The sequence below is a fragment of the Streptomyces sp. cmx-18-6 genome (assembly GCF_046548915.1).
In the GTDB taxonomy this organism is placed as follows: domain Bacteria; phylum Actinomycetota; class Actinomycetes; order Streptomycetales; family Streptomycetaceae; genus Streptomyces.
The window spans coordinates 471,170-483,912 of record NZ_JAEBEP010000003.1 but is presented as its reverse complement, the minus strand read 5'-3'; the positions used below and the strand labels follow the sequence as shown (position 1 = coordinate 483,912).

Here is a 12,743-nt window from a genome sequence, read left to right as displayed (position 1 = left end):
GCGCACTGATCACCCGCACCTCGTACGCAATCACCGGATGAAGGGTCAGACCGCCATGCCAGAGACCAGCCGCAGAGGGCTGCTGTTCGGAGCCACCGCCCTCTCCGCGGGCGCGCTCCTCACCGCCTGCACCAGCAACGAGCCGAAGAACGCGGAGCCCGCGGGCAGCAGCCGGCCCGCCGCCGACGACAAGCCGGGCAAGCCCGTCACCATCGGCTTCGCCGGACCGCAGGCCGACCACGGCTGGCTCAACGCCATCAACGTGAACGCCAAGTCCCGGGCTCAGAAGTACAGCGAGGTGACGCTGGAGATCACCGAGGGCTCCAACGACACCGCCGCCCAGATCGGCCAGGTCAAGACCCTCATCAACAAGAAGGTCGACGTCCTCGTCATCCTCCCCGCGGACGGCAAGGCGCTCACCCAGGTCGGCCTGGAGGCCATGCGGGCGGGCATCCCCGTCGTCAACCTGGACCGCATCTTCGCCTCACCGCAGGCGTACCGCTGCTGGGTCGGCGGCGACAACTACGGCATGGGCCTCAACGCCGGTCACTACATCGGCGAACAGCTCAAGGGCAAGTCGAACGCCAAGGTCGTCGAGCTCGCCGGCATCGACAACCTGGAGCTGACCAAGCAGCGCAGCCAGGGCTTCGCCGACGCGCTGAAGAACTACCCCAACATCAAACTGGTGGCCCGTCAGGCCGCCGAGTTCACCGTCGAGTCGGGCCAGGCGAAGATGGCCCAACTCCTCCAGGCGCAGAAGCAGTTCGACGCCCTGTGGAACCACGACGACGACCAGGGCGTGGGCGCGCTCCGCGCCATCCAGCAGGCCGGCCGCGACGAGTTCATCATGGTCGGCGGTGCGGGGGCCAAGTCCGCGATGGACGCGATCAAGGCCGACAACGGGGTCCTCAAGGCGACCGTCCTCTACCCGCCGACGATGGCCGCCTCCGCCATCGACCTGGCGCGGGCGCTGGGGCAGAACAAGGGGGTCAGCGGCCTCTCCGAGATGGAGATCCCGACCTCCCTGACCCTGTATTCGGCCGTGGTCACCAAGGACAACATCGACCAGTACCTGCCGACGGGCTTCAACTGACCGGGTCTCCGGGGGGTGTGGACGGCGCATCCCCCGGCCCGTTGCCGAACACCGATGAGGAGGAAGTCCGCATGGCCCGTAGTCAAGAGACGGAAACGCAGACCGCACCGCCGCCGCAGCACCACCGGGCGCGGGGAACGCTCGGGGTCGGCATGGTCGGATACGCGTTCATGGGCGCCGCCCACTCCCAGGGGTGGCGCACCGCGGGACACGTCTTCGACCTGCCGGTGCGGCCCGCTCTCGCCGCGATCTGCGGACGCGACCGTGCGGCGGTCGACGCGGCGGCCGCCCGACACGGCTGGGCGGCGGCGGAGACCGACTGGCGGGCGCTGATCGCCCGGGACGACGTGCAGCTGATCGACATCTGCACCCCAGGCGACAGCCATGCGGAGATCGCCATCGCCGCCCTGGAGGCGGGCAAGCACGTGCTGTGCGAGAAGCCGCTCGCCAACACGGTCGCGGAGGCGGAGGCGATGGTCCGGGCCGCCGAAGCGGCTTCGGCCCGGGGCCAGGTGGCGATGGTGGGCTTCAACTACCGCAAGGTGCCCGCCATCACCTACGCCCGGCAGCTCATCGCGGACGGCCGCCTCGGCGCCCTGCGCCATGTGCGCGCCAGCTACCTCCAGGACTGGCTGGTCGACCCGGCCTCCCCGCTCACCTGGCGGCTCAAGCGCGAACACGCGGGCTCGGGCGCGCTGGGCGACCTGGGGGCGCACATCGTGGACCTCGCCCAGTACCTGGCGGGGGAGCTGCTCACCGGGGTCTCGGCCGTGGCTGAGACCTTCGTACGGGAGCGGCCCCTGCTCTCCGGCGCGTCGGCCGGGCTCTCCGGTGCTGCGGACGCGGTGGAGCGGGGCGAAGTGACGGTGGACGACGCGGCGTTGTTCACCGGCCGCCTGGCCTCCGGGGCGCTGGCCTCCTTCGAGGCGACCCGGATGGCGGCGGGCCGCAAGAACGCGTTGCGGCTGGAGATCAACGGGGAGCTGGGGTCGCTCGCCTTCGACCTGGAACGGCTCAACGAGCTCTCCTTCCACGACCACACCGAGCCCGCCGCCACCGCCGGCTTCCGCCGCATCCTGGTCACCGAGCCCGAACACCCCTACCTGGAGGCGTGGTGGCCGCCGGGCCACGGCCTCGGCTACGAGCACACCTTCGTCCACCAGGCCCGCGACGTGGTCCGCACGATCACCGAAGGGCTCGCGCCCCAGCCCTCGTTCGCGGACGGGCTCCAGGTGCAGCGGGTGCTGGCCGCCGTCGAGGAGAGCGCCGCGAAGAACTCCGTACACACCCCCATCCCCTCCTAGGAGGTAGCTCCCCATGCCCCGCCCCTTCACCCTGTTCACCGGCCAGTGGGCCGACCTCCCACTGGAGGAGGTCTGCAAGCACGCCCGGGACTTCGGCTACGACGGCCTCGAACTCGCCTGCTGGGGAGACCACTTCGAGGTGGACAAGGCACTCACCGACCCCGGCTACCTGGACAGCAGGCACCAACTGCTCGACAAATACGGGCTGAAGTGCTTCGCCATCTCCAACCACCTGGTCGGCCAGGCCGTCTGCGACCATCCGATCGACGAACGCCACCGGGGCATCCTGCCCGCCCGCATCTGGGGCGACGGCGAGGCCGAAGGCGTACGGCAGCGGGCCGCCGCCGAGATCGCGGACACCGCGCGGGCCGCCGCCGCCTTCGGGGTGGACACGGTCATCGGGTTCACCGGCTCCTCGATCTGGCACCTGGTCGCGATGTTCCCGCCGGTCCCGCCGCACATGATCGAGCGGGGCTACGAGGACTTCGCCGAGCGCTGGAACCCGGTCCTGGACGTCTTCGACGCGGAGGGCGTGCGCTTCGCCCACGAGGTGCACCCGAGCGAGATCGCGTACGACTACTGGACCACCAAGCGCGCCCTGGAAGCGGTCGACCACCGGCCTGCGTTCGGGCTGAACTTCGACCCGAGCCACTTCGTCTGGCAGGACCTCGACCCGGTCGGCTTCCTCTACGACTTCCGGGACCGGATCTACCACGTGGACTGCAAGGAAGCCCGCAAGCGCCTCGACGGCCGCAACGGCCGGCTCGGCTCGCACCTGCCGTGGGGCGACCCCCGGCGCGGCTGGGACTTCGTCTCCGCCGGCCACGGTGACGTGCCCTGGGAGGACGTCTTCCGGATGCTCCGGTCCATCGGCTACGAGGGCCCGGTCTCCGTGGAGTGGGAGGACGCGGGCATGGACCGGCTGACCGGCGCCCCGGAAGCGCTTGCCAGCCTCAAGCGGTACGACTTCGACCCGCCATCGGCCTCCTTCGACGCGGCCTTCGGAGGCGGCGAGTAGCACGGCTTCGATCACGCCCCGGGGCGCACGACCGCCCCAGGCCCCGGGGCTGCCTCGTGCTGCCCACAACCCCCTTTGTCCTGACGGAAGAAGAAGTTCGGCCCAGCTCTTGCACAAGGGCTTTCCGTCCCGGACGAACAGGTCTACCGTCCACCACGTGTACACGACATGACTCGCGTCACCGGGGTCGCTCCCGGCCCCGGCGACGCACGCGCGGCAGTCCCCGCGCGGCACGGCACGGCTACACCCGCCCGTACAACCGGCACTCTCCGGAGGACCTTTCGTGCACCGAACCAGAAAGCGGCTCTTCGCCCGGACCCGCGTCCGTAAAACGCTCGCGCTGTTCACCGGCGGACTCCTCGCCGCCGCGACCCTGACCCTCGGCTCCGCGCCCGGAGCCACCGCCCACCCAGGCCACCCCGGCCACGAGGAGCCCGTGGCGGAGGACTTCCAGCAAGTCACCCTGGCCAAGGGCGTCGAGGAGACCGGCGAGCCCATGTCGCTCGCCGTCCTCCCCGACCGCAGCGTGCTGCACACCTCGCGCGGCGGCGAACTGCGGATCACCGACAGCGCCGGCAACACCAGGATCTCCGGCACCCTCCCCGTGTACACGCACGACGAGGAAGGTCTCCAAGGCGTCGGCATCGACCCGGACTTCACCGAGAACCGGGCCATCTACCTCTTCTACGCACCCCCGATGGACACTCCGGCGGGCGACGCCCCCGAGACCGGGACCGCCGCCGACTTCGAGAAGTTCGAGGGCGTCAACCGGCTCTCCCGCTTCGTCCTGAACGAGGACGGCACCCTGGACACCGCCAGCGAGAAGAAGGTCCTGGACGTCCCCACCTCGCGCGGCATCTGCTGCCACGTCGGCGGTGACATCGACTTCGACAAGGACGGCAACCTCTACCTCTCCACCGGCGACGACACCAACCCCTTCGCCTCGGACGGGTTCACCCCGATCGACGAACGCCCGGACCGCAACCCGGCGTTCGACGCCCGCCGCACCTCCGGCAACACCAACGACCTGCGCGGCAAGATCCTGCGCATCAAGGTCGCCGAGGACGGCTCGTACACCGTCCCCGAGGGCAACCTCTTCGAGCCCGGCACCGACAAGACGCGCCCCGAGATCTACGCGATGGGCTTCCGCAACCCGTTCCGCTTCTCCGTCGACCAGGCCACCGGCATCGTGTACGTCGGCGACTACGGCCCCGACGCCGGCTCGGCCGACCCCAAGCGCGGGCCGTCCGGGAAGGTGGAGTTCGCCCGGGTGACGAAGGCCGGCAACTTCGGCTGGCCCTTCTGCGTGGGCGACAACGAGCCGTACATCGACTACGACTTCGCCACCAAGACCTCCGGTGCGGCCTTCGACTGCGCCAACCTCAAGAACGAGTCGCCGCACAACACCGGCCTCGTCGACCTGCCGCCGGCCGAGGCCGCCTGGATCCCATACGACGGCGGCTCGCTGCCCGAGTTCGGCAGCGGCTCCGAGTCCCCGATGGGCGGTCCGGTCTACCGCTACGACGCGGACCTCGACTCCCCGGTCAAGTTCCCCGAGGCGTACGACGGCGACTTCTTCGCCGGTGAGTTCGGCCGCCGGTGGATCAAGCGCATCGAGCAGGACGCGGACGGCGGCGTCCAGTCCATCAACGACGTGCCGTGGTCCGGTACGCAGATCATGGACATGGCCTTCGGCCCGGACGGGGCGCTGTACGTACTGGACTACGGCCTCGCCTGGTTCGGCGGCGACGAGAACTCCGCCCTCTACCGCATCGAGAACGCCACCGGAGGCCGCTCGCCCATCGCGGAGGCATCCGCGAACAAGACGTCCGGCACCGCGCCGCTGAAGGTGAAGTTCTCCTCGGCCGGTACGGCGGACGGCGACGGCGACCCCCTCACGTACGCCTGGGACTTCGGTGACGGCGCAACCTCCACGGCCGCCAACCCCACGCACACGTACAAGAAGAACGGCGCCTACACCGCCACGCTCACCGCCGAGGACCCGACCGGCCGCACCGGCTCCGCCAGCGTCCACATCACCGTCGGCAACACCGCGCCCACCGTGGAGCTGGTGCTCCCCGAGGACGGGCAGCTCTTCGAGTTCGGTGACTCCGTGCCGTTCAAGGTGAACGTCAGCGACCCGGAGGACGGGACCATCGACTGCACCAAGGTCGAGGTCAAGTTCACCCTGGGCCACGACAGCCACGGGCACGACATCACCACCGAGCACGGCTGCGAAGGCACCATCAAGACCGCCATGGAAGGCGGCCACGACCCCAACGCCAATATCTACGGCGGCATTTCGGCCTCCTACACCGATAACGGCGGTGGCGGCCAGGCCAAGCTGACCGGCAAGGACGCCGCCCGGCTCCAGCCCAGGCACCGGCAGGCCGAGCACTACGACGACTCCTCCGGCGTCACCACGCCCAGCAAGTCGAGCGCGCACGGCGGCAAGACCGTGGGCGACATCCACAACGACGACTGGATCTCCTTCAAGACCTACGTCCTCGCCGGCACCACCAAGCTCACCGCCCGTATCTCGTCGGCCGGTTCGGGCGGCTTCCTCGAAGTGCGCGCCGGATCGCCCACCGGCAAGATCCTCGGCTCGGGCCCGGTTCCGGTGACCGGCAGCTGGGACACCTTCCAGGACATCGACATCCCGCTGCGCGGAGCGCCGAAGAAGCAGACCGAACTCTTCCTCGTCTTCAAGGGCGGCGACGGCGCGCTCTACGACGTGGACGACTTCGAACTCTCCAACATCCCGGTCGACAAGACCGCCAAGCGCGTCCTGGTCTTCTCCAAGACCGCCGGTTTCCGCCACGACTCGATCCCGGACGGCATCGCCGCGCTGAAGGAGATCGGCAAGGACACCGGCATCACGGTCGACTCCACCGAGTCCGCCGCCCAGTTCACCACCAGCAACCTCGCCCGCTACGACGCCGTCGCCTTCCTCTCCACCACCGGCGACGTCCTCAACGCCGAGCAGCAGAAGGCATTCGAGAACTACGTGGCGGGCGGCGGCGGTTACGTCGGCATCCACGCGGCCGCCGACACCGAGTACGACTGGGAGTTCTACGGCGGCCTCGTCGGGGCCTACTTCGACTCGCACCCGCAGATCCAGCCCGCCACCGTCCGCGTCGAGGACCACGACCATCCGGCCACCGCGCACCTGGACGAGGAGTGGGAGCGCACCGACGAGTGGTACAACTACCGCACCAACCCCCGGGACAAGGCCAAGGTCCTCGCCACGCTCGACGAAACCACCTACACCGGCGGCACCATGAAGGGCGACCACCCGATCTCCTGGTGCCAGACCTACCAGGGCGGCCGCTCCTTCTACACCGGTCTCGGCCACACCAAGGAGTCCTACGCCGAACCGGCCTTCCGCCAGCACGTGTCGGGCGGACTGCGCTACGCCACCGGACAGGTGAAGGCCGACTGCAAGCCGGACAAGGACTACCGGCCGATCTTCAACGGCAAGACGCTGGAAGGCTGGAAGCAGGCCGGGCCCGGCAAGTTCTCCATCAGTGACGGCGCTCTGCACTCCGAGGGCGGCATGGGCCTGCTCACCTACCAGGCCAAGGAGCTGAAGGCGTACTCCCTCAAGCTCGACTGGAAGATGGCCGGCGACGACAACTCCGGTGTCTTCGTGGGCTTCCCGGAGTCCGACGACCCCTGGTCGGCGGTGAACAACGGCTACGAGATCCAGATCGACGCGACCGACGCCGCCGACCGCACCACGGGAGCCGTCTACACCTTCAAGTCGGCCAACATCAAGGCCCGTGACCGCGTCCTGCGGCCGCCGGGCCAGTGGAACAGCTACGAGATCAAGGTCCAGGGCGAACGCCTACAGGTCTTCCTCAACGGAACCAAGATCAACGACTTCACCAACACCGACCCGGCCCGCAGCCTGAAGGACGGCTACATCGGCCTCCAGAACCACGGAGCCGACGACCGGGTGTCCTTCCGCGACATCCAACTGAAGGAGCTGCCCTCGACGTAGGGCGGCCACCTCTGCCGACGACGGGCGGGGGAGGACTTCACGCCTTCCCCCGCCCGCCGTCCTCCACCTCTTCATCCCCCAGGGAGGCAGCCCGTGACCGCACATGCCGATCGTGAAGGCCGTACGGAGGCCGTGACCCGTGCCGGTGCGCCAGGCCGTGGCGACGCTCCGGGCCGTGGTGACGTCCCGGGCCGTGGTGACGTCCCGGGCCGTACCGACGCTCCGGGCCGTGGCGACTCCCCGGATCATGGCTACGACCCGGGCCGTGGCGACTCCCCGGATCATGGCGTCGACCCAGGCCGTACCGGTGTCTGGTTCATCGGAGCGCGCGGCTCCGTCGCCACCACCGCCACCGCCGGCTGCGCCGCCATCGCGGCGGGCCTCCACCCGCCGACCGGCATGGTCACCGAGACGCCCCCCTTCGCCGGCAGCGGCCTGCCGCCCCTGACCTCGTTGGTCTTCGGCGGCCACGACACCCTGGACTGCCCGCTCGCCAAACGGGCCGAGGCGCTGGCCGAGGGCGGCGTGCTGCCGTACCGCCTCCCCACCGCTGTACGCGCCGAACTCGACGCCGCCGACGCCGAGATACGCCCCGGCGGACCGCTGCCCGGCGACACCCGCACCGACGAGGAACTCATCGCCGCGTTCGCCGCCGACCTCACCGACTTCGGCTACCGCCACGAACTGGCCCGCACGGTCGTCGTCAACGTCTCCTCCACCGAGCCCGCCCCCGGCCCCGACGACCCCCGGCTCCCCGCCAGCTCCCTCTACGCCGCCGCCGCGCTCCGGGCCGGCTGCTCCTACGCCAACTTCACCCCCTCCACCGGCCTGCGCGCCCCCGCACTGGCCGACGCCGTCGCCGACTGCGGACTTCCCCACGCGGGACGCGACGGCAAGACCGGCCAGACCCTGCTCCGCTCCGTGCTCGCCCCGATGTTCCTCCAACGCGCCCTGCCGGTACGGGCCTGGTCCGGGTCGAACCTGCTGGGCGGCGGCGACGGGGCGGCCCTCGCCGACCCGGCGGCCGCCGCCGCGAAGAACGCGGGCAAGGAACGCGTCCTCGCCGACACCTTCGGCACGGCCCCCGAGGGCGAGGTCCACATCGACGACGTGCCGGCGATGGGGGACTGGAAGACGGCCTGGGACCACATCGCCTTCGACGGCTTCCTCGGCTCCCGGATGGTCCTCCAGACGATCTGGCAGGGCTGCGACTCCGCCCTCGCCGCCCCGCTGGTGCTGGACCTGGCACGGCTGCTCGCCCGCTCCCACGAGCTGGGCCTCAGCGGCCCCCGGCCGGAGCTGGGCTTCTACTTCAAGGACCCGGACGGCGGAACCTCGGCGGCGCTCGCGGAGCAGTACGCGACCTTGCTGGGCTTCGCGGAGCGGCTGCGGGGCCAGGCGTGAGGCGGCGGCGACGGCTGTCGGTGCTTTCGATGCTTCCGGCGCTGCCGGTGTTCTCCGCAGGACTGAGGGCGGTTCCGGCGGGGCTGAACGGCCATGCCGTACGGGGTGGGAAGCCGGCCGCCGCCCCCGATGACGGCCTGTCCGGTACGGGTGGGACTGCACCCGTGCCGGACAGGCGCCCACTGTCCCCCGGGCGCGGGAGAGGGGACGCGGTGCGGGCCTGGACGGAGTTGTTCCGGGTCTCCGCACTGTTCTCCGTGCCGGGGGACGCACTGGCCGGGGCCGCGGCGGTGGGCCGGGGCCCCGGCCGGGGGACCGCCCTCGCGATCGGCGCTTCGCTCTGCCTGTACGAGGCGGGGATGGCCCTCAACGACTGGGCGGACCGCGAGGAGGACGCGATCGACCGCCCGCACCGGCCGATCCCCTCGGGCCGCATCAGCCCGCCCGCAGCCCTGGGCGCGGCCGGGGCGCTGACGCTGGCGGGCCTGGCCCTCGCGGCGCGGGCGGGCCGGCCCGCCCTGGCCGTCGCCACGGGCCTGGCCGCCACCGTCTGGGCCTACGACCTGCACCTCAAGCACACGAAGGCGGGCCCGGCGGCGATGGCCGCCGCCCGCTCCCTGGACCTGCTGCTGGGTGCGACTGCGACTGCGACTGCGACCGCGACTGCGGCGGGGGCTGCGGCTCCGGCGGCGGTGGGGGCAGGGGCTGCGAGGGGGACTGCGGCTCCGGCGGCGGTGGGGGCGGGGACCGCGTACGCCGCCGGTACGGGGGTGGGGCACCGCGCCATGGCCTCGACGCCGACGCTGCCTCCGGCTCCTGCGACGCCTTCGGCGCGCGCCGGGGCCGTACCGCCCACCGGGCTGGACAACGTTGCCGGAGCAGCCGGTCCCGTGCTCGGCGCTCTGGTCGCCGCTCTCCCCGCCGCCCTGGTGCTCGGGGCGCACACCTATGGCGTGACCGCTGTGTCCCGCCACGAGGCGCAGGGCGGCTCCACCGCCGTACCGCTCGCGGTGCTCGCCACGACGGCGGGGCTCGGCGCGGCGGTGCTCGCGGCCCATCGGGGACGCCACCCGGACCGGACCACCGTGCCGGACCCCGGCGGAATCGGCCTCGGAGCTCCCCGACCCGTCCCTCCCGGGCCTGGCGCTCCAAGACTTGGCGCTCCAAGACTTGGCGCTCCCCGACCCGTCGCTCCCCGACCCGGCGCGCGCGGGCCGGGGGAGCTCGGACCGGGCCACCCCCACCCGGCCGACATCTCCGCCCCGGCCCGCCTTCTGCTCACCGCGTTCGCCGGGGCCTACCTCCGCACCGCCGGGCCGCCCCTCCTGCATGCCGCCCTCAACCCGTCCCCGCCCCTGACCCAGCGCGCGGTCGGCGGCGGCATCCGGGCCATGATCCCGCTTCAGGCAGCGCTCGCCGCCCGCGCCGGGTCGCCCGGCTCCGGTGTCGCCGTCATGGCGCTGGTCCCCCTCGCCCGCGCCCTCGCCCGGAAGGTGAGCCCCACATGACCCTGCACCTCGGCTACGGCACCAACGGGCTCACCGACCTCCGCCTCGACGACGCCCTCGGGCTCCTCGCCGACCTCGGCTATGAGGGCGTCGGCCTGACCCTCGACCACATGCACCTGGACCCCCTGGCCCCGGACCTCGCAAAACGCACCCGCCAGGTCCGGCGCCGGCTCACCTCCCTCGGCCTCCGGGTCACCGTCGAGACCGGAGCCCGCTACGTCCTGGACCCGCGCCGCAAGCACGGCCCCTCCCTTCTCGACCCGGACCCCGAAGCCCGGGCCGCCCGCACCGCTCTGCTCGTGCGCGCCGTCGACGTGGCCGCCGAACTCGGCGCGCACGCCGTCCACTGCTTCAGCGGCATCACCCCGCCCGACACGTCGACGGACACCGCCTGGAAACGCCTGACCGAAGCACTCACCCCCGTCCTCGAAGCCGCCGACCGGTCCGGCATCCCCCTCGCCATCGAGCCCGAGCCGGGCCACCTCCTCGCCACCCTCGCCGACTTCCACCACCTGCGCGGCCTTCTCGGAGACCCGGGCCCCCTCGGCCTCACGCTCGACATCGGCCACTGCCAGTGCCTGGAGGAGGCGTCGCCCGTGCAGTGCGTCAAGGATTCCGCCCCCTGGCTCCGGCACGTCCAGATCGAGGACATGCGGCGCGGCGTCCACGAGCACCTCCCCTTCGGTGACGGCGAGATCGACTTCCCGCCCGTGCTCGCGGCCCTCGCCGCCTCGGACTACCGGGGTCTCACCGTCGTCGAACTGCCCCGCCACTCGCACGCGGGCCCCGAGCTCGCCCGCACCTCCATCGCCTTCCTGCGCGACGCCATGACCGCCAAGGGGGGAGCCCCGTGCTGAAGTCCCGCAAGGAACTCGACGGCGAACTCGACGGCCCCGCCCGCGCCTGGCTCGACGAGGCCCTGTCCGAGGCCGCCCAGGACGCGGCGGCGCGCGAACCCGCACGCGCCGGCGCCGCTGAGACGCCCTCGTACACCTCCCCGCCCTGGGAACTCCGCTACGCCGCCGCCGGCCGGCACTGCGGACCGGCCCACGCCGACTCCGTACGCTCCCTCCTCCTCATCGAGGCCCGGGCCCCGCTCCTCTCCGTCACCCGGCTCTACGAACAGGGCACAGCGGCCGAACGCCGCGCCGTCCTGCTCACCCTGGACCGCCTCGGCCTCGGCGACACCGCCCTCCCGCTCGTGGAGGACGCCTTGCGCACCAACGACACCCGGCTGGTAGCCGCAGCCGTGGGCCCGTACGCCGCGGCCCACCTCGACCCGCACGCCTGGCGCCACGCCGTACTGAAGTGCCTGTTCACCGGGGTGCCGGTCGAGGTCGTCGCCCGGCTCGACGAGCGGGCCCGGGGGGACGGCGAACTCGCCCGTATGCTCCGCGACTTCGCCGCCGAGCGGATCGCCGCCGGCCGTGACGTCCCGGCCGGCCTGCGCACCGCACTCGCCCTCACCGCGCAAGAAGCCGTACCGGCCCCACCGGGCTCGCCCGAGCGCACCCCGGCACCCGAACGGCCCGCCCCCGCCGCCCCCACGGAGGAGTCCTGATGCGCATCTTCGACCCCCATATCCATATGACGTCCAGGACCACGGACGACTACCAGGCGATGTACGACGCGGGCGTCCGCGCCCTCGTCGAACCCTCCTTCTGGCTCGGCCAGCCCCGCACCTCGCCCGCCAGCTTCTTCGACTACTTCGACGCCCTGCTCGGCTGGGAGCCCTTCCGCGCCTCCCAATACGGCATCGCGCACCACTGCACGCTCGCCCTCAACCCCAAAGAGGCGAACGACCCCCGCTGCACTCCCGTCCTGGACGCCCTGCCCCGCTATCTGGTCAAGGACTCCGTCGTCGCCGTGGGCGAGATCGGCTACGACTCCATGACCCCGGCCGAGGACCACGCGCTGGCCGCCCAGCTCCAGCTGGCCGCCGACCACGGGCTCCCCGCGCTCGTCCACACCCCGCACCGCGACAAGCTCGCCGGTCTCCACCGCACACTCGACGTCATCCGCGAATCGCACCTCCCCCCGGAGCACGTCCTGCTCGACCACCTCAACGAGACAACCGTAAAGGCCGCCACTGACAGCGGCTGCTGGGCCGGGTTCTCCATCTACCCGGACACCAAGATGGACGAGGACCGGATGGTCGCCGTCCTCCGGGACCACGGCACCGAGAAGATCCTCGTCAACTCCGCCGCCGACTGGGGAAAGAGCGACCCGCTCAAGACCCGCAAGGTCGCCGACGCGATGCTGAAGGCCGGATTCACCGAGGACGACGTCGACCAGGTCCTGTGGCGCAACCCCGTCGCCTTCTACGGCCGGAGCGGCCGCCTCCAACTGGACGTGCCGGGCCCCGACGCCCTCCACGAGGGCAACTCCATCCTGCGCGGCGGGGAGTGAGGCG

The 12,743-nt window shown here is 71.8% G+C and carries 9 protein-coding genes; all 9 read left to right on the top strand.

All coding sequences use genetic code 11. From position 1 onward, the window contains the following. Nucleotides 1–55 precede the first annotated feature (55 nt). The 9 genes from ACLJPL_RS10280 to ACLJPL_RS10240 all read left to right on the top strand — a co-directional run bounded on the left by ACLJPL_RS10280 (nucleotide 56) and on the right by ACLJPL_RS10240 (nucleotide 12,739). Complete coding sequence (locus ACLJPL_RS10280; protein ID WP_411080442.1) at nucleotides 56–1,093, top strand: substrate-binding domain-containing protein; 1,038 nt, start codon at nucleotides 56–58, stop codon at nucleotides 1,091–1,093. Between the two features lie 71 nt (nucleotides 1,094–1,164). Beyond that, nucleotides 1,165–2,397: a Gfo/Idh/MocA family protein gene (locus tag ACLJPL_RS10275; protein WP_411080441.1), complete on the top strand. Its 1,233-nt coding sequence runs from the start codon at nucleotides 1,165–1,167 to the stop codon at nucleotides 2,395–2,397. 13 nt (nucleotides 2,398–2,410) lie between these two features. Further along, complete coding sequence (locus tag ACLJPL_RS10270) at nucleotides 2,411–3,415, top strand: sugar phosphate isomerase/epimerase family protein (protein ID WP_411080440.1); 1,005 nt, start codon at nucleotides 2,411–2,413, stop codon at nucleotides 3,413–3,415. 283 nt (nucleotides 3,416–3,698) lie between these two features. Beyond that, the gene (locus ACLJPL_RS10265; protein WP_411080439.1) at nucleotides 3,699–7,418 is read left to right on the top strand and encodes a ThuA domain-containing protein; all 3,720 of its coding nucleotides are present in this window, start codon (nucleotides 3,699–3,701) and stop codon (nucleotides 7,416–7,418) included. Nucleotides 7,419–7,736: 318 nt separating this feature from the next. Continuing rightward, on the top strand, nucleotides 7,737–8,822 hold the full coding sequence (locus tag ACLJPL_RS10260) for an inositol-3-phosphate synthase (RefSeq protein WP_411080538.1): 1,086 nt from the start codon (nucleotides 7,737–7,739) through the stop codon (nucleotides 8,820–8,822). Between the two features lie 212 nt (nucleotides 8,823–9,034). Beyond that, nucleotides 9,035–10,330: a UbiA family prenyltransferase gene (locus ACLJPL_RS10255; RefSeq protein ID WP_411080438.1), complete on the top strand. Its 1,296-nt coding sequence runs from the start codon at nucleotides 9,035–9,037 to the stop codon at nucleotides 10,328–10,330. Further along, the gene (locus ACLJPL_RS10250) at nucleotides 10,327–11,187 is read left to right on the top strand and encodes a sugar phosphate isomerase/epimerase family protein (RefSeq protein WP_411080437.1); all 861 of its coding nucleotides are present in this window, start codon (nucleotides 10,327–10,329) and stop codon (nucleotides 11,185–11,187) included. The genes ACLJPL_RS10255 and ACLJPL_RS10250 overlap by 4 nt, the downstream gene beginning before the upstream one ends. Beyond that, nucleotides 11,181–11,891 (top strand): EboA domain-containing protein, encoded by a 711-nt coding sequence (locus ACLJPL_RS10245; RefSeq protein ID WP_411080436.1) that lies wholly within the window; start codon nucleotides 11,181–11,183, stop codon nucleotides 11,889–11,891. The genes ACLJPL_RS10250 and ACLJPL_RS10245 overlap by 7 nt, the downstream gene beginning before the upstream one ends. Continuing rightward, on the top strand, nucleotides 11,891–12,739 hold the full coding sequence (locus tag ACLJPL_RS10240) for a TatD family hydrolase (protein WP_411080435.1): 849 nt from the start codon (nucleotides 11,891–11,893) through the stop codon (nucleotides 12,737–12,739). Before ACLJPL_RS10245 ends, ACLJPL_RS10240 begins: the two co-directional genes overlap by 1 nt. Nucleotides 12,740–12,743 lie beyond the last annotated feature (4 nt).